A 23916-nucleotide genomic window follows, 5' to 3' on the forward strand; every position below is an offset into this window, starting at 1 on the left:
TTTACATCGGGCGCCACCCCATCAATCGACCGAAATACCAGCCAGCCGTTGCAGTGCTTCGGCATACTTCGCACGCGTGCGATCGATCACTTGCGCTGGCAGGCTGGGGCCTGGCGCGGTCTTGCCCCAGTCCAGGGTCTCCAGATAGTCGCGCACGAATTGCTTGTCGTAGCTCGGCGGGCTGGTGCCCAGTTCGTATTGATCGGCCGGCCAGTAGCGCGACGAATCCGGCGTCAGCATCTCGTCCATGATGTAGAGACGACCATCGGCGTCGGTGCCGAATTCGAACTTGGTGTCAGCCAGCAGGATGCCGCGTTCGGCGGCGAAGTCCGCCGCGAAACGGTAGATGCGCAAGGTGGCATCGCGCACGCGCTCGGCCAGCTCGGCGCCGACGGTCCTGACCATCGCATCGAAGTCGATGTTCTCGTCATGGTCGCCGACGGCGGCCTTGGTGGACGGGGTAAAGATCGGTTCGGGCAGTTTCTCGGCCTGGCGCAGGCCGTCGGGCAGTTCGATACCGCTGATCTTGCCGGTACGCTGGTAATCCTTCCAGCCGCTGCCGATCAGATAGCCGCGGGCGATCGCTTCCACCGGCACCGGCTTGAGCTTGCGCGTCACCACCGCACGTCTGGCGTACAGCGCCGGGTCCACGCCGTCGGGCAGCACCTGCTCCACGCCAATGTCGACCAGATGATTGGGCATCAGGTGTTCGGTCTTGTGGAACCAGAAGTTGGAGACCTGGCAGAGCATTTCGCCCTTGCCGGGAATCGGATCCGGCAGCACCACGTCGAACGCCGACAGGCGGTCGGTGGCCACCATCAACAGGTAGTCGCCCGGCGGAGCATCCGCGGGCAGACGGTCGCGCGGGATATCGAAGACATCGCGGACCTTGCCACGGTGACGCAACGGCAGGCCGGGCAGATCGGATTGCAACAGCGTGGTCGACACAGGCACTCCTAAGGACGTCGCAATGACGCTGTCCCCGGGACCCGGCGGGCCCGCGGGTGGGCAGCGGGCCGCGTAGTGTACGGCGCTTCGTGGCGGTCCGCTGGTTTTATCTGGCTGCCGTGCAGGCACGCCGTGGACGCCGCGTCAGCCAGCCCGAACAGGCGTTCGGGTAAGATCGCCTGCCCGCCTTCCCCGCCCCCGATCGCCCATGTCCTGGTACGGAAAACTGCTCGGCGCATTGGCCGGCGCCCTGCTGTTTCGTGGCGCGCCCTTCGTGGGGCTGATGATCGGCCTGGCGATCGGGCACGCGGTGGACGCCGGCTGGTTCAAGCGCCGGGCGGAGAACCCGTACGAGGCGCTGGGGCTGGAGCCGGACGCCACCACTGCCGAGGTCGATCTGGCCTATCGCCGGCTGATGTCGCGCTACCACCCCGACAAGGTGGCCAATGCCGAGCCGGAGGCGCGCCGCCAGGCGGAGCGGAAGGCCAGCCAGATCAACGCTGCCTACGACCGCATCCAGCGGATGCGCAAGCGCTGAGCGCACGATGCCCGGCAGTCGCGCGGGCGCGCCATGGCCGCGTCGTCGGGCCTGACATGGCAGCCAGGCCCGGGGCATGCCTCAGAAGCGGTAGCCGACGGTCAGACGAACCGCATTGGTCGAAAAATCGGTATCGGTACGGCGCAGATCGGTGCCGGCCGGATTGACCCGCAGGAACGGATTGGTCGCCGGCGCAGTGCCCGGCCCGACGCGCACGCGGGTGTCGTCGTCCTGCAGGCGGGTGTACAGATACTCCACGCCCACCGAGACATGGTCGCTCAAGCGCCGCTGCAGGCCGATGCCGGCCTGATAGCCATCGGCACTGTCGCCACCGCGGCCGGTGAAGCTGTTGGCGGTATTGCTGCTGGTGAAGCCGTGGTCGAACTCGCCGCGCGCCACGCCGGCGGTGACGTACGCCAGGTAATCGCCCTGCGCGCCGAACGCGTAGCCGAGACGGCCGCGCAATGCCGCGGTACGGTTGAGCTGGCGAGTGAAGGTGTACAGCGCCGGGGTGGTGCTGAAGGCGCTGACGCTGTCGCGGATATCGTTTCGGGTGTATTCGGCCACCACGCCGTAGACCCAGTTGCCGGCCTGCCAGTCGTAGCCCAGCCGCGCGCCGTACTCGGCACCGCCCTTGTCCTTGCTGCAGCCGTTGGCCGGGGTGCGTCCGGCCGCGGCGCCGCCGCAGAACCCGGGCGAAAACGCATCGGCACCGGTGGCGGTGCTGACCTGGTCGCCGTCGCGGCCGTTCAGATCGGTGTCGAAGCCGAAGCGGCCCCCAGAGACACCGGCCGGGTCGGCACCGCCGACATTGGCGCCTATGGAGAAGCCGGACCAGTCGGCCGGGCCGGATTGCGCCCAGGCCGTGGGGGCCAGGGCCAGCAGAACGAGGGCTGTGGAAGCGAGCGGGGTGGTTTTCATGTGGTCTCCTCGGATCGGGCGCGGCGCGCCGGTCTTGGAGCATACGCAGTCGAGTCCGCCACGGATGCATGCCTTTCCTCACACGGCAGCGGTTGCGACAATGGTCCATTCCGTCTTCCTACGAGCTGCCCATGCAATCGACGGCGATCGCCCCGTCCATCCTGTCCGCCGATTTCGCCCGCCTGGGCGAGGAAGTGAACAACGTCCTGAAGGCCGGCGCCGACTGGGTGCACTTCGATGTGATGGACAACCACTACGTGCCCAATCTCACCATCGGCCCGATGGTCTGCCAGGCGCTGCGCAAGCATGGCATCGTCGCGCCGATCGACGTGCACCTGATGGTCGAGCCGGTGGACCGCATCGTGCCGGATTTCGCGCAGGCAGGCGCCACCACCATCAGCTTCCATCCCGAAGCCAGCCGCCACGTGCATCGCACCATCCAGCTGATCAAGTCGCATGGCTGCCAGGCTGGCCTGGTGCTCAATCCGGCCACCCCGGTGGATATCCTGGATTGGGTGCTGCCGGAGCTGGACCTGGTGCTGGTGATGTCGGTCAATCCCGGTTTCGGCGGCCAGGCCTTCATTCCTTCCGCCCTGGACAAACTGCGCGCCATCCGCAGCCGGATCGACGCCACTGGCAAGCCGATCCGGCTGGAGATCGATGGCGGGGTCAAGGCCGACAACATCGGCGAGATCGCTGCGGCCGGGGCGGACACCTTCGTTGCCGGCTCGGCCATCTTCAATGCACCCGACTATGCTCAGGTGATCGCGCAAATGCGCGCGGCAGTGGAGGCGGTGCGGTGAGCCCGGCCACCCCGCGCATCCGCACCGCCACGCCAGACGATGTGCCGCTGCTGCATGAGCTGATCACGGCGCTTGCGGTCTACGAGCGCGAGCCGGAGGCGGTGAAGGCCGGCCCCGACGATCTGCGCGCCAGCCTGTTCGGCGACGCCGCCACCGCGCACGCGCTGATCTGCGAACAGGATGGCCAGGCGCTGGGATTTGCGGTGTATTTCTTCAATTACTCCACCTGGCTGGGCCGCAACGGCCTGTATCTGGAAGACCTTTTCGTGCGGCCGGAAGCGCGCGGCAAGGGCGCGGGCCTGGCGCTGTTGCGGCACCTGGCACAGCTGGCCGTGCAGCGCGGCTGCGGGCGTTTCGAATGGTTGGTGCTGGACTGGAACCAGCCGGCGATCGATTTCTACCAGGCGGTGGGCGCCCGCCCGATGGATGGCTGGACCGTCTACCGGCTCGACGGCGAGCGTCTGGCCGCCTTTGCCGCCAGCGGTTGAGTGGGGCTGGCGCACGCGAATCGACGCCGCGTGCAGGAAAGAAGGCCGCCCCGATTGGAGCGGCCTTCGGAAGATTGGAGGCTGATCCTGCCTCCGCCCGTCGTCCCTGCTATGGCCTTCCATGTTCCGGATGGACGATGACACCGGCATGACAGCCGCAGCAGCCTGCGTATTCACGATTCCCGCATTGCTGCGCTGCTAGCCTGCGTGGACCTTCATCTCCAGTATCGGCAGTGCGCATGGTCCCGTCCCACTGGCGATTGATCCTCAACGGCAAATCCACCGACAACGAGGAGCTGCGGCAGGCGGTGGGCAGCCTGCGCAAACGTGGCATCCGGCTGGAGGTGCGGGTGACCTGGGAAGAGGGCGATGCCGAGCGCTATGTCGCCGAAGCGGTGCGCGACGGCGTGCAGACCGTGGTGGCCGCTGGCGGGGACGGCACCTTGAGCGAAGTGGCGGCCGCGCTTGCGCACCACGACGGCGATGCGGCCATACTGCCTTCGCTGGGCCTGGTGCCGCTGGGCACTGCCAACGACTTCGCCACCGCCGCCGCATTGCCGATCGAACCCTTCGAGGCGCTCAGCCTGATCGCCAACCGCCCGGCGCAGGCAATCGACCTGCTGCGGCTGGATACCGCGCACGGGCCGCACTGGTGTGCAAACGTCGCCAGCGGCGGCTTCGGCACCCAGGTCACCGTGGAAACCGACGAGGGACTGAAGAAGATGCTCGGCGGGCTGGCCTACCTGATCACCGGCATGTCGCGGCTGGGACGGATCGAGCCGATCGGCGCCCGTTTCAGCGGGCCGGACTTCGCATGGCAGGGCGAGTTCATCGCACTTGGCCTGGGCAACGGGCGCCAGGCCGGCGGCGGTCAGGCACTGTGCCCGGATGCGCTGATCGACGATGGCCTGCTCGACGTCACCATCGTGCCTGCGCTCAACGGCGAGGTGGCGGCCACGCTCGGCACCCTGGTTACCAGCGGCAAGCAGGCCGCGCTGGAACGCGTGGCCGTGCGCGCCCGGGTGCCGTGGCTGGAGATCGTCTCCCACCAACCACTGACCTTGAATCTGGACGGCGAACCGGAGACGTCGCTGCAGTTCCGCATCGACTGCGTCCCGGCGCGGTTGCGCATGCACTTGCCCGCCGAGTGCCCGCTGCTCAGGGGATGATGGTGTAAGTCGGGAATTGAAAAACCTGGCACGCCGCTCGGTGAGCCGGGTAATGCTGCCGTTCCCGGCCGCACCCACTCCGCACTCTCGAGCGCTTTTCGCCTTCACCCGCTGCCCTCGGCCAAACAGTTGCGCTACAGTAGCCGTGTGTCCCGCCTGACGACCCCACGCTCCTTCTCTTCCGCTCGCCGCTGGTGGCGATGGTGGCCTGTTGCCGTCGTCCGCCCCGTCACAGAGTCCCGGAAGGAAAGTCGTCTTGATCACTGCAGAGCAGTTCCAGCGCCAGGCCGCTGAAGGCCATACCCGCATCCCCGTCATCCGCGAAGTCCTGTCCGACCTGGACACGCCGCTGTCGGTCTATCTGAAGCTCGCAGACGGCGCCTACACCTATCTGTTCGAATCGGTCGAAGGCGGTGAGCGCTTCGGGCGTTACTCCATCATCGGTTTGCCGGCACGGCGCGTGTACAGCTTCCGGGGCCACACGCTGGAGGTCAGCGAACACGGCGAAGTCATCGACAGCCGACAGGTCGCCGATCCGCTGGCCGAAGTCGACGCACTGCGTGCCGAGCATTCGGTGCCGCAGCTCGACGGGTTGCCTGGCTTCACCGGTGGGCTGGTCGGCTGGTTCGGTTTCGAATGCATCCAGTACATCGAACCGCGCCTGGGTATCGGCGACAAACCCGACGAGCTGGGCACCCCGGACATCCTGCTGATGCTCTCCGAAGAGCTGGCGGTGTTCGATAACCTCAAGGGGCGGCTGTACCTGATCGTGCACGCCGACCCGCGCCAGCCGCAGGCCTTCGTACGCGCCAATCGGCGCCTGGACGAACTGGCGCACCGCCTGCGGCAGGGTGGCGCCGGCTATCCGCAGGCGCAGATTTCCGAGGCGATCGACGAAGCCGATTTCCGATCCTCGTTCACCCGCGAGCAATACCACGCGGTGGTGCGCAAGGCGCAGGAATACGTGCGTGCCGGCGACATCTTCCAGGTCGTGCCCTCGCAACGCCTGCGCGTGCCGTTCCGCGCACGCCCGGTGGACGTGTACCGGGCATTGCGCGCATTGAATCCTTCGCCGTACATGTATTTCCTCGATGTCGGCGGCACCCAGGTGGTCGGTTCCTCGCCGGAGATCCTTGCGCGGCTGCGCGATGGCGTGGTCACCGTGCGCCCGATCGCCGGCACCCGCCCGCGCGGGGCCACACCGGAGCTGGACAAGGCGCTGGAAGCCGAGCTGCTGGCCGACCCGAAGGAGCGTGCCGAGCACGTGATGCTGATCGATCTGGGCCGCAACGATGTGGGACGCGTGGCCGAGCCGGGCACGGTCAAGGTGGGCGAGCAGTTCGTGATCGAACGCTATAGCCACGTCATGCACATCGTCAGCGAAGTCACCGGTACGCTCAAGGCCGGGCTGACGTACAGCGATGTGCTGCGCGCGACCTTTCCGGCCGGCACCGTCAGCGGCGCACCGAAAATCCGCGCACTGGAAATCATCCGCGAGCTGGAGCCGGTCAAGCGCAACGTGTATTCCGGCGCAGTGGGCTACATCGGCTGGCATGGCGATGCCGACACCGCCATCGCCATCCGCACAGCAGTGATCCAGGACGGCTACCTGTACGTGCAGGCCGGCGGTGGCGTGGTCTACGACTCCGATCCCGACCTGGAATGGCAGGAAACCATGAACAAGGGCCGCGCGCTGTTTCGCGCCGTGGCCCAGGCGGCCAAGGGGCTGTGATGGACGGGCAGGGCAGCGCTGCGCGCACCGGTTTTCGCAACGACTACAGCGAAGGCGCGCATCCGCGTCTGTTGCAGGCGATGGCGATGGCGAGCGCCGAGCAGAACGCCGGCTATGGCACCGATCGGCACAGCGCGCGCGCGGTTGCGCTGATCCGCAGCGCCATCGCGCAACCGCAGGCAGACGTGCATCTGCTGGTCGGCGGCACGCAGACCAATCTGATCGCCATCAGTGCGTTCCTGCGCCCGCATCAGGCAGTCATCGCAGTGGAGGCCGCCCACATCGCCACCCACGAGACTGGTGCCATCGAAGCCACTGGCCACAAGGTGCTGACCGTACCGGCGCCGTACGACAAGCTGACGCCTGCACTGATCCAGCCGGTGCTGGCCGTGCACAGCAACGAACACATGGTGCAGCCGCGGCTGGTCTACATTTCCAACAGCACCGAAAGCGGCACCATCTATACGCGTGCCGAACTCCAGGCGCTCTCGCAGTTCTGCCGCGCACACGACCTGCTGCTGTATCTGGACGGCGCACGCCTGGGCGCGGCATTGACCGCCGACGGCAACGACCTGGACCTGCCCAGCATCGCCGCCTTGACCGACGCGTTCTATATCGGCGGCACCAAGAACGGCGCACTGCTCGGCGAAGCGCTGGTCATCGTCGATCCCGCGCTGCAGGTGGATCTGCGCTACCTGATCAAGCAGCGCGGCGCGCTGTTGGCCAAGGGCATGGTGCTGGGCGCGCAGTTCGCAGCCTTGTTCGAAGACGGCTTGTTCTTCGAACTGGCTGCGCACGCCAACGCCATGGCGCAGCGCCTGCGTGCCGGCCTGCTGGCCGCGGGCGTGGAATTCACCAGCGACTCGCCGACCAATCAGCAGTTCATTGCCGTCAGTGCGCAACAGGCTGCACAGCTGGCGCAACGCTACGACTTCGAGCGCTGGGAAGTCCGCGCCGATGGCAGCCAGGTGATTCGCTTCGTCACCTCGTGGGCAACTAAGGCAGACGCGGTCGATCGCTTGTGTGCGGATGTGGCGGCGCTGCAGTGCCGCGTGTCGTGAGCATGCGCATCATTCACCACGGAGAAGGCAGATGAAGCAACTGATGCGTTGGATGCTCGTGGCACTCACGGCATTGCCGATGTTTGCGGTTGCGCAGGTCAACAGCCTGCCATCGCTGCCGCATTTGTTGGTGAAGGGGCAGGCCAATCGTACGGTCATGCCCGACCGATTTTCGCTGACGATCGCTCTGCGCGCGGTCGATGCGCAGCCAGACGTCGCGCGCAAGCGCGTGCAGGTATCGGCAGAACACATCCTCTCGGCGATGAAGTTGCATCACGTGCGCAAAGACAGCATCGATGCTTCGTCGCTGCAGATCCAGCCCAGCTACAGCTATCTGCAGGATGGCCATCGCAAGTTCGACGGCAGCGAAGTCAAACGCAGCATCGCCGGTACCTTCGCGTCGCTCGAGGATGCGCGCCAGTTCCTGGCCGAACTGAAGACGAGCAGCGAAGTCGAACTGTCGGGTATAACGACGTCCTACAGCAAGGAAGGCGAAGTGCGCGCGCAACTCAAGCGCGAAGCAGCCACGCAGACGCGCGTGTCTGCCGAGGAGTTGGCCAAGGCCTACGGCGTGCGTGTCCAGGGGCTTTACACGATCTCCGATGTCGCGCCGAACTTCGCCTATGGCGTGCAGGCGGGGCACTGGCCGGTGCCGCGCACGCTCTCCCCGGGCTCCCCGCCTCCTCCGGCAGCGGCTGCACTCGGTGCAGCCCGGGTCGATGCGCTGGAGGCCGGCAGCGTCCTTCTTTCCGAAAACATCTATGCGGTCTTCCTGATCGCGCAATGAGTCCCTTGCCATGCTGCTGATGCTCGATAACTACGACAGCTTCACCTACAACCTCGTGCAGTACCTGCAGGCGCTGGGCGCGGAGGTCATGGTGGTGCGCAACGATGCGATGAGCGTCGATGAGATCGCCGCGCTCAGGCCCGAGCGCATCGTGATCTCGCCCGGCCCGTGCACGCCCAACGAGGCGGGTGTCTCGCTGCAGCTGATCGAGCGCTTGGGCCAGACCACGCCGATCCTGGGGGTGTGTCTGGGCCACCAGAGCATCGGGCAGGTGTATGGCGGCGACGTGATCCGCGCCGGCAATATCATGCACGGCAAGACCTCGCCGATCCGCCATGAGGGCAAGGGGGTGTTCGCCGGCCTGCCGGACAGTTACCAGGCCACCCGCTATCACTCGCTGGTGGTGGACAAGACCACGCTGCCGGCCACGCTGGAAGTCACCGCCTGGACCGAAAACCCGGATGGCTCCATCGAAGAGATCATGGGTCTGCGCCACCGTCAGTTCCCGGTGGAAGGCGTGCAGTTCCATCCCGAGTCCATCCTCACCCAGCACGGCCACGTCCTGCTGAAGAACTTCCTGGAGCGCTGATGCGTCGCCTGCTGCCGGCATGCATCGCAGCGATGGGGCTGCTGTTGGCCGCACAGGCCACGGCGCAGCCGCCGTCGACCGCCTGTGCTGCGCAGGCGCTCGCACAGGCCGCGAAACCGCTGGTTTCCCATGTCGGCAGCGCGGGCGCGCGCATGCGGATGGACGCCGCCGATAGGACCGACGGCCTGCCGATGGGGCAGCAAATCCTCGACGACGCCGAGCTCCGAATCAATCAGGCCAGGTGACCGCAATGCCGCTCTCTCCCCAAGCCAGCCCGCTGCCGGCCACCGAATCCCTCCAGGGCTTCCACTTCTACGAACCCGCCCACGGACACGGCCTGCCGCACGATCCGTTCAATGCCATCGTCGGGCCGCGTCCGATCGGCTGGATCGGCACACGCAATGCCGAGGGCATCGCCAACCTGGCGCCTTACAGTTTCTTCAACGCCTTCAACTATGTGCCGCCGATCGTCGGTTTCGCCAGCACCGGCTGGAAGGACAGCGTGCGCAACATCGAGGCCACCGGGCAGTTCACCTGGAATCTGGCGACGCGCCCGTTGGCCGAGGCGATGAATGCCAGCGCGGCGATCGTGCCTGCGGAGGTGGACGAGTTCGTGCTGGCCGGTGTGCAAGCGGCGCCGTCGCGGTTGATCGATGCGCCGCGAGTGGCCGCCAGCCCGGTCAGTTTCGAGTGCCGGCTGAGCCAGTTGCTACGCCTGCAGCGCGCCGATGGGCAGCAGGTCGATACCTGGCTGGTGCTGGGCGAGGTTGTGGCCGTGCACCTGGCCCACGCCGCGCTACAGGACGGCATCTACGATCCTGCGCGTGTGCAGACCATCCTGCGCGCGGGCGGCCCCGCCGACTACTTCGAAGTACAGGAACAGGCGCGTTTCCGCATGCAACGCCCGGGCTGAGCGCCAGCGTCGTCACCCAATGCCGAACGTGCGGCCATCGGCGCACGTCATTCCCTCTCCCGCACTCCTCCGGTTTTATCCATGCCCATCACGCCGCAAGAAGCCCTGCAACGCACCATCGAACATCGCGAGATCTTCCACGACGAAATGGTCGCGCTGATGCGGCAGATCATGCGTGGCGAGGTCTCGGACACGATGGTCGCCGCCATCCTCACCGGGCTGCGGGTCAAGAAGGAGACCGTCGGCGAAATCGCTGGCGCGGCTACCGTGATGCGCGAGTTCTCGCGCCGCGTGGAGGTGAGCGATCGCCGGCACATGGTCGATATCGTCGGCACCGGCGGCGATGGCTCGCACACCTTCAACATCTCCACCTGCGCGATGTTCGTCGCGGCGGCCGCCGGCGCCAAGGTAGCCAAGCACGGCAATCGCAGCGTCTCGTCCAAGTCCGGCAGCGCCGATGCGCTGGAGGCGCTGGGCGCGGTGATCGACCTGCAACCCGAGCAGGTCGCCGCGTCGCTTGCGCAGACCGGTATCGGCTTCATGTATGCGCCAGTGCATCACCCGGCCATGAAGGTGGTGGCGCCGGTGCGCCGCGAAATGGGCGTACGCACCATCTTCAACATCCTCGGCCCGCTGACCAACCCGGCCGGCTCGCCGAACATCCTGATGGGCGTGTTCCATCCGGATCTGGTCGGCATCCAGGCACGCGTGCTGCAGGAGCTGGGCGCCGAGCGCGCGCTGGTGGTGTGGGGGCGCGATGGCATGGACGAACTATCGCTCGGTGCCGGCACCCTGGTCGGCGAGCTGCGCGATGGCCAGGTGTGCGAGTACGAAGTGCATCCGGAGGATTTCGGCATCGCCATGTCGGCCAGCCGCAATCTCAAGGTGGCCGACGCCGCGCAGTCGCGCACGATGCTGCTGCAGGTACTGGACAACGTCCCCGGCCCGGCGCTGGACATCGTCGCGCTCAACGCGGGTGCGGCGCTGTACGTGGCCGGTGTGGCCGACAGCATCGCCGACGGTGTCCTGCGTGCGCGGGCGGCACTGGCAGACGGCTCGGCCCGCGCCAGGCTGGATGCCTATGTCGCCTTCACCCGCCAGGTCGCCGCGCAGGCGTGATCGCATACCGCCGCAATGTCCCGGCAATCGAGGCGGCGGCATTCTTGTCTCCCGCCGGTGCGCTGCGCGCGTTGGCGCGTCGTCCCAGCGCGGTGTGGCCGACTTGACCGATAATGCCAGCCCGCCAGGACCCGATACGATGAGCGACATCCTCAACACCATCCTTGCCCGCAAGGCCGAAGAAGTCGCCGAGCGCAATACGCGCGTGCCGCTGGCCGAACTGGTCGCGCGGTGTGCCGACCTGCCACCCACGCGCGGCTTTGCCGCCGCCATGCAGGCCAGCATCGCGGCCGGCGATGCGGCGGTGATCGCCGAAGTGAAGAAGGCCAGCCCGTCCAAGGGCGTGATCCGGCCGGATTTTCATCCCGCCGATATCGCGGTCAGCTACGAGTTCGGCGGCGCCAGCTGCCTGTCGGTGCTGACCGATGTGGACTTCTTCCAGGGCGCCGATGCCTATCTGCGGCAGGCGCGCGATGCCTGCACGCTGCCGGTGCTGCGCAAGGATTTCACCGTGGATCCCTATCAGATCTACGAGGCGCGCGCGCTCGGCGCCGATTGCATCCTGCTGATCGTCTCGGCACTGGAAGACGCGCAGCTGGCCGAGCTGTCCGGGCTGGCCATGCAACTGGAGCTGGATGTGCTGGTGGAAGTGCACGATATCGACGAGCTCGAGCGCGCGGTGCAGGTGCCGGTGCCGTTGATCGGCATCAACAACCGCAACCTGCGCACCTTCGAAGTCTCGCTGCAGACCACGCTGGACATGCGCGCGGCGGTGCCGCGCGACCGCATCCTGGTCACCGAGAGCGGCATCGTCACCCCCGACGATGTGCAATTGATGCGCCGCAACGGTGTGAACGCGTTTCTGGTCGGCGAGACCTTCATGCGCGCACCCGAACCCGGCGAGTCGTTGCGTCAGCTATTCTTCGCGCATGACTGAGTCGTATCCCGCGCCGCGCGAAGACGCCCCGTTGGTGGTCTTCGATTTCGACCACACCCTGTACGACGGCGACTCCGGCAGCCATCTGTTCGCCTGGCTGATCCGGCGCAACCCTTTGCGTCTGCTGGTCGCGGTGCTGGCCTCACCGATCCTCGGGCCGATGGTGGCGATGCTGCCCACGCGCCGCCGCGGCGTGTCCGGCTATGTCTGGATTGCGACCTTCGGCCTGCACCGCGCGCGCGAGTTCAACCGCTTCATCGACGCCTACGTCCTCAAGCACGAGGCGCAGATCCGCCAGCGCCTGCTGCCGCATGCGTTGAAGGTCTTCACCGACCACCGCGCTGCAGGCGACCGCGTGGTGGTCGCCACCGGCGCTCCCCCGGAGCTGGCGCGCGCCATTCTCGGCTTCGTGGCGCATCAGGACGTACCGGTGATCGGCAGCCTGGTCGGCCCACGCCTGGGCGCGGTCACCGCGCGACGCCACTGCCATAACGAAGAGAAGATGCGCATGTTGCGCGAACGCGGCTATGCCGACATCGCCGTGGCGTACTCGGACAGCACCGCCGACCTGCCCTTGCTGAAGGCTGCGCGTGCGCCGGTGGTGGTCAATCCCAAGGCCAACCGGGAAAACCTGTTCCGCCAGGTGCTGCCTGCGGGCACGCCGATCCTCAACTGGGGATGCCGCGACCGCGGCGGCAAGGCGCTCTAGTCCCAGCCGCTACCAGCGCACGATTGCGCAGCAGCGAGGCGACCCGGGCAAGCGACAGTGCGGGCGCAAGCGCCTGCGGCGACGGGGCGCGGCGGTTGGCGCAACCTCAAAGCAACGAACGAGACGTCGCTCGCAGCGTCCGCCGTGGCTTCGCACGCCAGGCCATCCGGGCCAGCAAGCCGAGGCAGGACGACCTCGTGGGTCCGGCGGCAGGCGATCGTTTCGCCGAAGGCAGGCAACTGTCGCCCACGACGCCGGCCCCTCCTGGACGACGCGCGCAGAGGCGGGTGGGACATTCCCAGGCGCAGCCGCGATTGCGTAAACGGCCGATGCGCAAGCCGCATCGGCCGTCGAGTCCAGGCCGTTAGCGCGTGCCGTAGAGCACGACCGTCTTGCCGCGTGCGTGCAACAGGCCATCGGCCTGCAACTTCTTCAGCACACGGCCGGCCATTTCGCGCGAGCATCCCACCAGCCGGGCCAGCTCCTGCCGAGAGACGCGCAGCTGGGTGCCCTGCGGGTGGCTCATCGCTTCAGGCTCCTTGGACAGGTCGTGCAGGGTGCGCACGATGCGGTCGGTCACGTCCAGGAAGGCCAGGCGGCTGGCTTTCCTGGTGGTGTCGAGCAGGCGTTTTGAAAGCTGAACGCCCAGCGCGTACAGGATCCGCGGCGCATCCGGCGACAAGCTGGTCTGGAACAGCTGCTGCAGTCGCTCGTAGCTGATCTCGGCCAGCTCGCACTGGGTGCGGGTCCGCAGGATCACTTCGCGGGTGTCCGATTCGATGAACAACCCCATTTCGCCAACGAACTCACCGCTGCCGAAATAGCCCAGCACCAACTCACGGTCGTCATCTTCCTCGGCGATGATGCTCACCGAGCCGCTGATCACATAGTAGAGGGTGCCGGCCGGGTCTCCGGGCCGGAACACATCGGTCCGGGTCGGATAGCGCCTGCGGTGGCTATGCGCCAGGAAACGCTCGATCGTGCCTGCGTCCAGCGCCAGCGAGGGGGTAGCGTTACGTACCGTCGTAGTCACAACCGTCGTATTTCCTGGGCTCATGGGAGTTCCGCGTCTGATTCCTGAAGCTTAACGGCATGAGTCATGCAAGGTAAACCATTCTCAATGACGGCATTTCGTTGCTGGGATCTTTGGCTCATAATTGACTCCTTTCCCGCCTTCCAAAAGGACAGACCGACGTGGTCAAGCCGTTGCCTCGCCTGAGGCTGCAGGGGTTCAACAACCTCACCAAGGCGTTGAGCTTCAACATCTACGACGTCTGTTACGCGCGTACCGAAGAGGAGCGTCAACGCTACATCGAGTACATCGATGAGCAGTACGACGCCGATCGTCTGACCCAGATCCTGACCGATGTGGCCGAGATCATCGGTGCCAATATCCTAAATATCGCACGCCAAGACTACGATCCGCAGGGCGCGTCGGTCACCATCCTGATTTCCGAGGAACCGGTGATCGACAAGAAGCAGGCCGGCAAGGAGTTGATCTCCGACGCTGTGGTTGCTCATATGGATAAGAGCCATATCACCGTTCACACATATCCGGAGACGCACCCGCAGGAAGGCATCGCCACCTTCCGTGCCGACATCGACGTCGCTACCTGCGGGGTGATCTCGCCGCTGAAGGCGCTGAATTACCTGATCGAAAGCCTGGAATCGGACATCGTGATCATGGACTACCGTGTCCGTGGCTTCACCCGCGATGTGAAGGGCAAGAAGCACTATATCGATCACAAGATCAACTCGATCCAGCAGTTCCTGGCCAAGAACGTGAAGTCGCGCTACGAGATGTTCGACGTGAACGTCTACCAGGAAAACATCTTCCACACCAAGATGCACTTGAAGGACTTCGATCTGGACCAATATCTGTTCGAAGAGCGCGCCAAGAACCTCTCGTTCAAGGAGCGCATGAAGATCGAGACGCTGCTCAAGCGCGAGATCGAAGAGCTGTTCCACGGGCGTAACCTGAGCGAGTAAGCGCAGGCAGCCCTGAAAGCACGCCTGCTTGCGGGTGTGCCCGAGAATCGAGGCGGGACGGCCCGCCACGCGAAGACCTCGCGTTCCACAGCCGACGGCGGCCCAGTGTGCAGACACTGGGCCGCTTTTTTTTTGCGTTTTTTTGTAGAGGAGTGACGTGATGCCCTGGATCTATCTCGTGTTGGCCGGCCTGTTCGAAATCGGCTTCGCCCTGGGTCTGAAGTACAGCGATGGGTTTACCCGGCTGTGGCCCACGGTCGGGACGATCGGTCTGGCCGGGGTTAGCCTGTGGTTTCTCACCCAGGCACTGAAGACCATTCCGGTCGGCACTGGCTATGCGATCTGGACCGGGATCGGCGCGGTAGGCGTGGCCCTTGCCGGGATCGTGCTGTTCGGCGACAGCGTCTCGTGGTCGCGCCTGGCCTGCATCGGCCTGATCGTGGCTGGTGTGATGGGGTTGAAGCTGGTGTCGTAGTCAGCCCCGCTGCGCGGTGCTGACCCCCAAGGTTTGCTGCGCAAACCTTGGGCCCCGACTCCGAGGCCGCCTATCCCCACGCCTTCGGCGCGCCCCCTTAACAAAGGGGGCTCTGCTCCAGCTGGGTGTTGCGAGGGGTGGGCCTGGCTTGCTGGGCATCGCCAGTTGCGAGCCCCGATCCAATCCCGAATCCCGAATCCCGAATCCCACCGGCTACAGCCGGTACGCGACGGTTTTCATCAGTCTGGAGGCCAGGGCCATGGCGCTGGGGATCGGCTGCGGGAGGATCCGGGCGCCGGCCTGCTCGGCATGGTCGGCGTGGCGGGCCTCGTCGATCTTCATCACGCGCAGGATCGCGCGGCTGCGCTGATCGACGTCTGGCAGGGTTTCCAGATGTTCGTCCAGGTGCGCCTCGACCTGGCGCTCGGTCTCGACCACGAAGCCCAGGCTCCAGTCGTCGCCACGTAGCCCGGCCAGTGCGCCTAGCGCGTAGCTGCCGGCGTACCAGAGCGGGTTGAACAGGCTGGGGCGGCTGTCCAGCTCGTGCAGGCGGTCGGCACACCAGGACAGGTGGTCGGTCTCCTCCTGTGCTGCTTCGAGCAGGTGCTGCTGGGTATGCGCATCGCGGGCGACTGCGGCCTGGCCGAAGTACAGGCCCTGCGCGCAGACCTCGCCGACGTGATTGATGCGCATCAATCCCGCCGCATGCCGGCGCTGGTCTGCGGTCAGGACGGCGTCGGGAGTGTCGGTGGAGGGATTCGGCCGCTGCGCGGGCGGATTGCCGAATACCGTGTCCAGCGCGCGCTGGGTTTCGACGAGCAGCCGGTCGAGCGGGCTATGCAGCCGCAATGGAGAGGTCTGGATCATGCCGCGATTCTGGCCCGCGTCCGCGCGGCTGCCAACCGCATGCGCCGCAGACGCGCGCCGACTTGCGCAGGCGCGGGGCGCCGCGTACAATCCCGCCTCTTCTGTTTCGCCTTCACAACGCGTGGCAAAGTTCCAGCGGCCCTTGCCGCTGCAATCCGCCCGACCACTCAAGAGTTTTCTCATGACTACGTTCACCGCCAAGTCCGAGACCGTCCAGCGCGACTGGTATCTCGTCGACGCCGCCGGCAAGACGCTCGGCCGTCTGTCCACCGAACTGGCCCGCCGCCTGCGCGGCAAGCACAAGCCGGTTTATACCCCTCACGTCGATACCGGCGATTACCTGGTGGTGATCAACGCCGAGAAGATCGTCGTGACCGGTAACAAGCTGAAAGACAAGAAGTATCACCGCTTCACCGGCTACATCGGCAACCTCAAGACCGAGAGCCTGGAGCAGGCGCTGGAGCGCCACCCGGAGCGCGTGATCGAAATCGCCGTCAAGGGCATGCTGCCGAAGGGTCCCCTGGGCCGCACCATGTACCGCAAGCTCAAGGTCTATTCGGGTGCCGAGCATCCGCACGCCGCCCAGCAGCCGCAAGTTCTGGATATCTAATCATGGCTATCACGCAAAACTACGGCACTGGCCGCCGCAAGTCCTCCACCGCTCGCGTGTTCCTGCGCAAGGGCACTGGCAAGATCACCGTCAACGACCGTCCGCTGGACGAGTTCTTCGGCCGTGAGACTGCGCGCATGATCGTGCGCCAGCCGCTGGAGCTGACCAAGAACACCGAAAGCTTCGACATCCTGGTCACCGCTTCGGGCGGCGGCACCACCGGTCAGGCCGGTGCGATCCGCCTGGGCATCGCCCGTGCGCTGGTCGAGTACGACGAAACCCTGAAGTCCGAGCTGCGCAAGGCGGGCTTCATGACCCGCGACGCCCGCGAAGTCGAGCGTAAGAAGGTCGGTCTGCACAAGGCACGTCGCGCGACCCAGTTCTCCAAGCGCTGATCCATCGCGTTTGCTGCGCCCCGGTTCGCCGGGGCGCCTGCTTCAAAAGCCCGGCCATGCCGGGCTTTTGTCGTTTTGGGGCCTGCGCAGTGGGCGCCTGCAGTCGATGGCCTGCTGTGTCGAGGTAGATTTTTCCTTGCCCAGGCCTGGTGACTTTCGCAAACGTTGGCTGGTCATCTCGTGTATGCCGGCCGCTGGGCCTGCGCGCGGCGGCATGGGGTGATGCCGCCGTGGCCGGCTCTGTGCCTGACTGTTGGGTGCCTGTCTGACCCGGTATCCATTTTCGACCAGGGTGGGGGTGTCGCCTTCGGTGATCGCTGTTCGGCCTTGGGGCGGGAATGCCTGCTGCACGAATGCTGGCAAGAAGTAATCGGGCAACAAAAAAGGCCCGACCGTCAGATCGAACCTTTCGTGTTTGGCTGCCCCGGATGGATTCGAACCACCGAATGCCTGAGTCAGAGTCAGGTGCCTTACCGCTTGGCGACGGGGCAATAAAACTGTGTTGTCCCAGAGTATCGCATGCCTGTTCGGGCCTGGATACCGTGGTGGCTATGGGTGGACTCGAACCACCGACCCCAGCATTATGAGTGCTGTGCTCTAACCGGCTGAGCTACATAGCCTAGGGAGCCGGCAATTCTCACGATGTGTGTCGGCGTTGTCAAGCATTTCGTTTTCAGCTTGTGAGCCGGGCGTGGCCGTGGCAGAGTCGCTGGCAGTAGATTTTCAGGAGTCCGCATCGTGATCGATCCGGACGGTTTCCGGCCAAACGTCGGCATCGTGCTGATGCGTCAGGACGGTCAGGTGTTCTGGGCACGTCGTGTGCGCAGGGACGGCTGGCAGTTCCCGCAAGGTGGCATGAACACCGACGAGACGCCTGTCGAAGCCATGTACCGCGAGTTACGCGAAGAAACCGGGTTGTTGCCCGAGCATGTGGAATTGCTCGGCGCCACCCCCGGATGGCTGCGCTATCGTCTGCCGAGCCGTGCGGTGCGGCGGAACGAACGGCAGGTCTGCATCGGCCAGAAGCAGGTCTGGTTCCTGCTGCAGTTCACCGGCGACGAATCCCATCTCAAGCTCGACCATACCGACACGCCCGAGTTCGACCACTGGCGCTGGGTGGATTTCTGGTATCCGGTCGAACACGTGGTGATGTTCAAGCGCGGCGTGTATGCGCGCGCGCTGCGGCATCTGGCGCCATTGGCGCAGAACATCGCAGGCCACGCAGCGGTCGGAATGATGCCCGAACGCGCGCTGGAAGCCTGGCTGCCGGGCAGCAGCGCGGCCGGGCACGACCGTCCACGTAAGCGCCCGCGCAAGCGGGGCGGGCCGCGGCCGGCGCTGATTAATAATGATTAACGTTTGGAATTGACACCTATTCTCGTTTGCGGTGCAATCACTGCTGATCCCCTCCGGATCGCCAGCACCCGACCAATACCGTGTACGTCTGCATCTGCAATGGGGTCACCGACCACCAGATCCGCGAAGCGGCCGAAAATGGCTGCACCAGCCTGGCCGAGCTGACCATGCGCACCGGCTGTGGATCCAACTGCGGCTCCTGTCTGGACATGGCGTCCGATCTGCTGAACCAGGCGCACGCCAGCCGTGCGTTACCGCTGCCGCTGCTGGCAAGCGCGGCCTGACTGAGCAGGTCCTGGCTCGCGCCGCATGCCAGTCGCCGCCTGGTTCGGCCTGCAGGCACCAGGGCGCCTCTGTCCCACTGAGTGATGCACCCTCGGCGATAGCGTCGATGCCAGGCGAGTGCCCGTACAACGTCGCTGCACACGCGCGGCGCAGCGCGCCCGGCGGTGCGATTCCCAAGTGCGGTGACGCTGGTCTGCCCGCTCGAGCGTAGCGGGCCATGTCGCCGCGCGCGTCCCGCAACTGATCACGATTCGCGTTCCTTCATGCTGCGCGCCGACGCGATAGAGTGCGGCCGGCGCATTCCCGGAGACATCGCATGAAGGGCGATACCAAAGTCATCGAGTACCTCAACAAGGTGCTCTACAACGAACTCACCGCGATCAATCAGTACTTTCTGCACGCCAAGATGCTGAAGAACTGGGGCCTGAAGGAACTGGCCGAGCATGAGTACAAGGAATCCATCGACGAGATGAAGCACGCGGACAAGCTGTCCGATCGCATTCTTTTTCTCGAGGGGCTGCCGAACTTTCAGGCGCTGGGCAAGCTGCGCATCGGCGAAAACCCGACCGAAATGTTCCGCTGCGATCTGGCGCTGGAGCGTGAGGCCGTGACGGTGCTGCGCGAAGCAGTGGCCTATGCGGAGACCGTCAACGACTACGTCAGTCGCCAGTTGCTGGTGGACATCCTGGAATCGGAAGAAGAGCACATCGACTGGCTGGAAACCCAGCTGGATCTGGTGGCGCGCATCGGCGAGCCGAATTACCTGCTGACCAAGCTGGACGACTGAACGCCGGATCGGCCGGGGTGGTCGTCCGCGCTGGACTGCGGATCTGCAGTGGTGCGCGCGTACGACGCCGGAGATGACTCCGGTGGCCACTGCCGACGGCCTTGACGGCCGCGGCAGACGGGCATTCGATGCGGGTGGTGGGCGTGCGGCAGCTGCCGCTGTCCTGCTGAGGGCTGCCCGATTACCGGCCCGTCCCGCCGGCGGCGGCCTGCAGGCGGGCGACCTGGCCCAGCAGGGCCAGCCGCGCGCGCGCGTATTCGGCGATGACCAACGCCACCATCACCGAAGGGCGTTCGATGGTGCCGGTGCGGGCGGCCAGTTCGATGCGGCGCGCCGCGTTGGACAAGGCCTGCGCGCCGACGTTGGCGCTGGAGGATTTGAAGCTATGGGCCAGATCGCGCAACTGCATGCTGTCGCGGTTGGCTGCGGCCGCTTCCAGCTGCTCGATGATGCCGGGAGCATCGTCCAGGAACAGCTGCAGAATGGTGACGGTGTCCGCGCCGGCGACCTCGTAGAGTTCGTCAATGACGCTGCTGTCCAGGATCGGCAACGCGCGCGCCTGGGCGGCGGCACTGGTGCTTTCCGGATCGGGCGCTGCGGTTCCGCTGGTTGGCCCGGTCAACAGCGGTTGACGCGGCAGCCAGCGCTGCAGGCAGGCATCGAGCTGTTCGCGGGCGACTGGCTTGGAAAGGTAATCGTCCATGCCGGCGGCCAGGCAGCGTTCGCGGTCGCCGGCCATGGCATTGGCGGTCATCGCCACGATCGGGATCGGACGACCGCCGCTTTCGGCTTCCATGGCGCGCCAGCGACGGGTAGCGGCATAGCCGTCCAGCACCGGCATCTGGCAATCCATGAACACCATGTCGTAGCGGGTCGATTCCATGCTGCCCAGCGCGGCTTCGCCATCGGTGGCGGTGTCGGCCTCGAAGCCAAGCACCGCCAGCAGCTTCTGTGCGACCAGCAGATTCACCGGGTTGTCCTCGACCAGCAGGATGCGCACCTCGCGCGCGCCGGCCATCGGTGGCGGCAGCGGTTCGGGAATCATCGCCAGGGTCGGTGCAGCAGCGTGCACGGGCTTGGGATCCGGTGGCAGCACCACCGATCGCAGGAGCTCGTCCGGGCTATGACGCGGGACCAGGCTGGCGTGGTCCCGCAGGTCGGCCGGCACCGGTTCGTCGCCATAGAGCCAGATCAACCTGGGGCCGCCCAGATCTTCGGGCCGGGCCAGCGCGCGATGCACGGCACGCGCGCTGTAGCGCAGCGTGTCGTGGTCGGCAATGACGCAACGAAAGCCTTCGGTGTCGTTGTGGCGGCGCACCCGCTCGAGTGCTTCCTGCGTGGTCTCCATCAGCACATGCGACACGCCCCAGCCGTCTAGCAGGCGTTTGAGCCGCTGCTGCAGCCGCGCATCGGAGCTGATCACCATCACCCGTGCCGCATCGACACCGCTGGTCTGTTGCAGGTCGCCGATCACCTTGAGCAGCGGGATCTCGAACCAGAACGTGGCGCCGCGACCGGGCTCGGACTCCACGCCGATGCGCCCGCCCATCAGGTCGATGATGCGTTTGCAGATCGCCAGCCCCAGGCCGGTGCCGCCGTACAGACGGGTGGTGGAAGCATCGGCCTGAGCGAAGGAGCGGAACAGGCGGGCCTGCTGGTCCGGCGCGATGCCGATGCCGGTATCGCGGACCTGGAAGCGCAGCAGGTGCTGGGCGCGGGTTTCGCCCAGGCGGCGCAGCTGGATATCGATGCTGCCGCGTTCGGTGAACTTGATCGCATTGCCGATCAGATTGCTCAGCACCTGACGCAGGCGGATCGGGTCGCCGCGCACCAGCAGGCGCACCGAGGGCTCGATATCCAGGCCCAGGCGCAGCTGGCGGCTCTCGGCAGTACGTTGAAGTAGCTGCACCACCCCGTCGAGCAACTCGCGCAGGTTGAAGGTGGTGATCTCCAGTTCGAGCTTGTTGGCTTCGAGCTTGGAGTAGTCGAGGATGTCGTCGACGATGCGCAGCAGCTGCAGCGAGCTGCCGGTGGCCGTCTGCAGCATGTCGCGCTGGTCCACGCTGAGCTGGCCGCGCGAGATCAACTCCAGCATCGGAATGATGCCGTTGAGCGGGGTGCGGATCTCGTGGCTCATGGTGGCCAGGAATTCGCCCTTGGCCAGCGCGGCGGCTTCGGCTGCCTGCTTGGCGCGCAGCAACTGCTGTTCGAGTTCGCCGTGGCGCTGCAGTTCCTGCTGCAGGCGCTCGCGGGCGAGTTCGGCCTCGTCCACGCGTTGGGACAGCGCACGCTGTGCACGCGCGCCACGGTGGGCGGCAAGGGCTGCGCAGATCGCCAACACCACGGTGGCGGCAGCCGCAGCGGCGGTGAGGGCACGCCACGGCCCCGGTAGCCCGGCCCACTGCAGGCCTGACCCGGCCGCCGTGACGATGGCGGTGGCGATGGCCAGGCCGTTCCAGGCGCGACGGCCTCCTGCCGGCGCCCTCACTCAGAGCACCGCGTTGGTGAAGTCGAAATCCAATTCCTTGCCGACGGTCTGCACCAGATTGCCCTGGATGAAATCCACCCCGCTCATCCACATCGCTGCGGCCGCCTGCGGGTCTTCGATGCGTTGGCCGATGATCAACAGGCCGCGCTGGTGGGCGATATCGATGACGCTGCGCAACTGGTCGCGCACCGCGGTGTTGCCATGCGCATCGGCGAAGCGGTTGGCCATGCGCACGAAGCTCAGCGGCAGCTGGGCCAGCAGTGCGTTGGCTTCGTCGCCGGGCTCGAACTGGCTGAGGCAGAACTGCACGCCGGCTGGCATCAATTTGGCGCAGAACTGCTGCACGGTGACCGCGTGGATCAGGGCGTCGTCCAGGCGCAGATCCACGATCAGCGTTTGCCCGGCCACGCCGCGTTCGGCCAGTGCCTTGAGCAGCCAGTCGGCGAACGCCTCGCGCGCCAGCGTACGGGGCGACTGCGAAACGAACAGACGCAGCGGCGGGCTGGCGTGCTGGTACAGATGCAGCAAACCGAGTGCGTGGTCCATGACCTGCTGATCGAGGTCGGCGATGCGTCCGGCCGCTTCGGCGGCGGGAATCACCTGGCCGGCCGACAGCAGGGTGCCATCGGCCTGACGCAGCCGCAGCAGCACCTGGTATTGCGCGGTATCGCCGCCGGCCACGGCCACGATGGGTTGGTAGGCCAGTTCCAGCTGGCCTTCGACCAGGCGCAGCTGCTCCTGCTGCTCGGCCTGGCTGGGCGCCAGATAGGTCTGCACCCCGTCGCTGCGCAGGCGTGCCTGCAGCGCGGTACGCTCCACTGCTTCCAGTGCGCTGCCGGCGTCGTCGAAGCCCAGGCTCAGCGGCGCGGCGCCGATGGCGCAGCGCACGTGCACCGCCTCGTCTTCGCGCACCGGGAAGGCGTTGGCGGAGAGCCGTTCGCGAACCTCCAGCGCGCGCTGTTCCAGGCTGGTCTCGTCCATCTCCACGGCCAGCAGCAGGAAGCTGTTGTCGTTCAGGCGCGCCAGCGGATAGGGCTGGGCGGCGCTGGCCAGGCGATGCCCGGCCTGGGTCATCAAACGTTCGTACGCGGCATAGCCATACCGTTCGCGCAGGCCGAGCGCGCTGGCGATCTCGATGAAGAACAGCCCGCCGGCCTGCTTGCGCGCCAATGCATCGGCGAGCAATTCCATCACATGGCCGCGCGTGGGCAGGCCGGTTTCCGGGTTGCTGCGTGCGTTGCCGTGGTCACCCGTCTGTTGCAGCGCCTGCTGGCGCGCGCGGCGGATGCGGTTGGACACGGCCGCGATGAGGTGGCGCGGGCGGATCGGCTTGGTGAGAAAGTCGTCGGCACCGCTGTCGAGCACTTCGAACTGGCGCTCCGGGTCGGGATCGCCGGTCAGGAACACGATCGGCAGCAATTGCTGGCCGGGTTGCTGACGGATCAGCGAGGTCAGCCGGATGCCGTCCAGTTCGGGCATGTGCAGATCCATCAGGATCAGATCCGGGTGGTAGTCCTGGATCGCCTGCGGCACGCTGGCAGCGGTCATTTCCACCTGCGCGTGCATGCCGGCGCCGTGCAGCACGCTCTGTGCGAACAGCGCCTGCGAGCGGTCGTCCTCGACGATCAATACGCGGTAGGGCGCGTCGGCGGCGGCAGGGTCGTCGCCTTGCCGCGTGGCTGTCGAGGCGGCCGCAGACGACGCTGCGGGTGGCGCGGCGCGCACATTGGCAGCCATTGCCTGCGCCGGTGCCTGCGGACCCGGGCCCGCGGCAGCGGCGGGCACGGGCGCAGGAATGATAGCCGCGCTCACCGGTGCAAGGCTTTCGGCCACGGCGTCGCCAGCCCAGCGGCGCCAGTGGTCGGCCGGCGGGGTCTCGGCGCGCAGCGGGCGCTGCCGGGTGGCGGTGTCGTCACGGGTGGTGAATGGAACCGGATCTCGGGCGGCCAT

At 66.3% G+C, this 23916-nt stretch carries 26 protein-coding genes and 2 tRNA genes; 20 read left to right on the forward strand and 8 right to left on the reverse strand.

Translation table 11 applies throughout. The features are described 5' to 3' along the window. Nucleotides 1-21 precede the first annotated feature (21 nt). Nucleotides 22-948 carry a phosphoribosylaminoimidazolesuccinocarboxamide synthase gene (locus LL964_RS04145; RefSeq protein WP_167395226.1) on the reverse strand — a complete coding sequence of 309 codons (927 nt, stop codon included), beginning with the start codon at nt 946-948 and terminating at the stop codon, nt 22-24. Between the two features lie 208 nt (nt 949-1156). On the opposite strand from LL964_RS04145, the gene LL964_RS04150 reads away from it, so the two are divergent. After that, nucleotides 1157-1486 carry a J domain-containing protein gene (locus LL964_RS04150; RefSeq protein WP_104586116.1) on the forward strand — a complete coding sequence of 110 codons (330 nt, stop codon included), beginning with the start codon at nt 1157-1159 and terminating at the stop codon, nt 1484-1486. Nucleotides 1487-1567: 81 nt separating this feature from the next. Here the strand turns inward: LL964_RS04150 and LL964_RS04155 are convergent, their stop codons facing one another. Then, nucleotides 1568-2407 carry an outer membrane protein gene (locus tag LL964_RS04155; protein ID WP_104586114.1) on the reverse strand — a complete coding sequence of 280 codons (840 nt, stop codon included), beginning with the start codon at nt 2405-2407 and terminating at the stop codon, nt 1568-1570. A gap of 131 nt (nt 2408-2538) precedes the next feature. Here LL964_RS04155 and rpe point away from each other — a divergent pair, with 131 nt between their 5' ends. The 12 genes from rpe to LL964_RS04215 all read left to right on the forward strand — a co-directional run bounded on the left by rpe (nt 2539) and on the right by LL964_RS04215 (nt 12714). Next, nucleotides 2539-3210 carry a ribulose-phosphate 3-epimerase gene (gene rpe / locus LL964_RS04160; protein ID WP_104586113.1) on the forward strand — a complete coding sequence of 224 codons (672 nt, stop codon included), beginning with the start codon at nt 2539-2541 and terminating at the stop codon, nt 3208-3210. Then, entirely contained in the window at nt 3207-3698 is a 492-nt protein-coding gene (locus LL964_RS04165) for a GNAT family N-acetyltransferase (protein WP_104586111.1), read from the forward strand. Before rpe ends, LL964_RS04165 begins: the two co-directional genes overlap by 4 nt. A 239-nt stretch (nt 3699-3937) precedes the next feature. Then, nucleotides 3938-4867: a lipid kinase YegS gene (gene yegS, locus LL964_RS04170; protein ID WP_104586110.1), complete on the forward strand. Its 930-nt coding sequence runs from the start codon at nt 3938-3940 to the stop codon at nt 4865-4867. Between the two features lie 256 nt (nt 4868-5123). Then, nucleotides 5124-6599, forward strand: a complete 1476-nt coding sequence (gene trpE, locus LL964_RS04175; RefSeq protein WP_104586108.1) for an anthranilate synthase component I — start codon at nt 5124-5126, stop codon at nt 6597-6599. Continuing rightward, on the forward strand, nt 6599-7660 hold the full coding sequence (locus LL964_RS04180) for a threonine aldolase family protein (RefSeq protein ID WP_104586107.1): 1062 nt from the start codon (nt 6599-6601) through the stop codon (nt 7658-7660). Before trpE ends, LL964_RS04180 begins: the two co-directional genes overlap by 1 nt. A gap of 31 nt (nt 7661-7691) precedes the next feature. Beyond that, complete coding sequence (locus LL964_RS04185; RefSeq protein WP_104586105.1) at nt 7692-8447, forward strand: SIMPL domain-containing protein; 756 nt, start codon at nt 7692-7694, stop codon at nt 8445-8447. A gap of 10 nt (nt 8448-8457) precedes the next feature. Next, on the forward strand, nt 8458-9036 hold the full coding sequence (locus LL964_RS04190) for an anthranilate synthase component II (protein WP_104586104.1): 579 nt from the start codon (nt 8458-8460) through the stop codon (nt 9034-9036). Continuing rightward, on the forward strand, nt 9036-9281 hold the full coding sequence (locus LL964_RS04195; protein WP_104586103.1) for a hypothetical protein: 246 nt from the start codon (nt 9036-9038) through the stop codon (nt 9279-9281). The genes LL964_RS04190 and LL964_RS04195 overlap by 1 nt, the downstream gene beginning before the upstream one ends. A 5-nt stretch (nt 9282-9286) precedes the next feature. After that, nucleotides 9287-9949 carry a flavin reductase family protein gene (locus LL964_RS04200; protein ID WP_104586102.1) on the forward strand — a complete coding sequence of 221 codons (663 nt, stop codon included), beginning with the start codon at nt 9287-9289 and terminating at the stop codon, nt 9947-9949. Between the two features lie 81 nt (nt 9950-10030). Continuing rightward, on the forward strand, nt 10031-11068 hold the full coding sequence (gene trpD, locus LL964_RS04205) for an anthranilate phosphoribosyltransferase (protein ID WP_104586100.1): 1038 nt from the start codon (nt 10031-10033) through the stop codon (nt 11066-11068). 139 nt (nt 11069-11207) lie between these two features. After that, on the forward strand, nt 11208-12005 hold the full coding sequence (gene trpC / locus LL964_RS04210; RefSeq protein WP_104586098.1) for an indole-3-glycerol phosphate synthase TrpC: 798 nt from the start codon (nt 11208-11210) through the stop codon (nt 12003-12005). Next, the gene (locus tag LL964_RS04215) at nt 11998-12714 is read left to right on the forward strand and encodes a haloacid dehalogenase-like hydrolase (protein ID WP_104586096.1); all 717 of its coding nucleotides are present in this window, start codon (nt 11998-12000) and stop codon (nt 12712-12714) included. Before trpC ends, LL964_RS04215 begins: the two co-directional genes overlap by 8 nt. A 364-nt stretch (nt 12715-13078) precedes the next feature. Here the strand turns inward: LL964_RS04215 and crp are convergent, their stop codons facing one another. Next, nucleotides 13079-13771, reverse strand: a complete 693-nt coding sequence (gene crp / locus LL964_RS04220; protein ID WP_029218612.1) for a cAMP-activated global transcriptional regulator CRP — start codon at nt 13769-13771, stop codon at nt 13079-13081. A gap of 137 nt (nt 13772-13908) precedes the next feature. Here crp and speD point away from each other — a divergent pair, with 137 nt between their 5' ends. Beyond that, complete coding sequence (gene speD / locus LL964_RS04225) at nt 13909-14703, forward strand: adenosylmethionine decarboxylase (RefSeq protein WP_007967854.1); 795 nt, start codon at nt 13909-13911, stop codon at nt 14701-14703. A 160-nt stretch (nt 14704-14863) separates the two neighbouring features. Next, entirely contained in the window at nt 14864-15178 is a 315-nt protein-coding gene (locus LL964_RS04230) for a DMT family transporter (protein ID WP_104586094.1), read from the forward strand. Nucleotides 15179-15391: 213 nt separating this feature from the next. On the opposite strand, the gene coq7 is transcribed toward LL964_RS04230, so the two are convergent. Then, nucleotides 15392-16045: a 2-polyprenyl-3-methyl-6-methoxy-1,4-benzoquinone monooxygenase gene (coq7, locus tag LL964_RS04235; protein ID WP_104586092.1), complete on the reverse strand. Its 654-nt coding sequence runs from the start codon at nt 16043-16045 to the stop codon at nt 15392-15394. A 181-nt stretch (nt 16046-16226) separates the two neighbouring features. On the opposite strand from coq7, the gene rplM reads away from it, so the two are divergent. Continuing rightward, nucleotides 16227-16655 carry a 50S ribosomal protein L13 gene (rplM, locus tag LL964_RS04240; RefSeq protein WP_016902424.1) on the forward strand — a complete coding sequence of 143 codons (429 nt, stop codon included), beginning with the start codon at nt 16227-16229 and terminating at the stop codon, nt 16653-16655. 2 nt (nt 16656-16657) lie between these two features. Further along, nucleotides 16658-17050 (forward strand): 30S ribosomal protein S9, encoded by a 393-nt coding sequence (gene rpsI, locus LL964_RS04245; protein ID WP_005990700.1) that lies wholly within the window; start codon nt 16658-16660, stop codon nt 17048-17050. A gap of 416 nt (nt 17051-17466) precedes the next feature. Here the strand turns inward: rpsI and LL964_RS04250 are convergent. Together LL964_RS04250 and LL964_RS04255 are read right to left on the reverse strand one after the other, a co-directional pair. After that, a tRNA-Gln gene (locus LL964_RS04250) sits at nt 17467-17541 on the reverse strand. A 52-nt stretch (nt 17542-17593) separates the two neighbouring features. Continuing rightward, a tRNA-Met gene (locus LL964_RS04255) sits at nt 17594-17670 on the reverse strand. A 118-nt stretch (nt 17671-17788) separates the two neighbouring features. On the opposite strand from LL964_RS04255, the gene LL964_RS04260 reads away from it, so the two are divergent. The 3 genes from LL964_RS04260 to bfr all read left to right on the forward strand — a co-directional run bounded on the left by LL964_RS04260 (nt 17789) and on the right by bfr (nt 19478). Next, nucleotides 17789-18406, forward strand: coding sequence for an RNA pyrophosphohydrolase (locus tag LL964_RS04260; RefSeq protein WP_104586090.1), 618 nt, complete (start codon nt 17789-17791; stop codon nt 18404-18406). Between the two features lie 80 nt (nt 18407-18486). Beyond that, nucleotides 18487-18690, forward strand: a complete 204-nt coding sequence (locus tag LL964_RS04265) for a (2Fe-2S)-binding protein (RefSeq protein WP_104586088.1) — start codon at nt 18487-18489, stop codon at nt 18688-18690. Nucleotides 18691-19007: 317 nt separating this feature from the next. Next, nucleotides 19008-19478, forward strand: coding sequence for a bacterioferritin (bfr, locus tag LL964_RS04270; RefSeq protein ID WP_104586086.1), 471 nt, complete (start codon nt 19008-19010; stop codon nt 19476-19478). 181 nt (nt 19479-19659) lie between these two features. Here bfr and LL964_RS04275 read toward each other — a convergent pair whose 3' ends face one another. After that, nucleotides 19660-21927: an ATP-binding protein gene (locus tag LL964_RS04275; RefSeq protein WP_146092333.1), complete on the reverse strand. Its 2268-nt coding sequence runs from the start codon at nt 21925-21927 to the stop codon at nt 19660-19662. Nucleotides 21928-21966: 39 nt separating this feature from the next. Then, a complete protein-coding gene (locus LL964_RS04280; RefSeq protein WP_167395225.1) occupies nt 21967-23916 on the reverse strand; it encodes an EAL domain-containing protein in 1950 nt (649 codons plus the stop codon).

The sequence above is a fragment of the Xanthomonas melonis genome, from assembly GCF_020783655.1.
Classification (GTDB): Bacteria; Pseudomonadota; Gammaproteobacteria; order Xanthomonadales; family Xanthomonadaceae; genus Xanthomonas; species Xanthomonas melonis.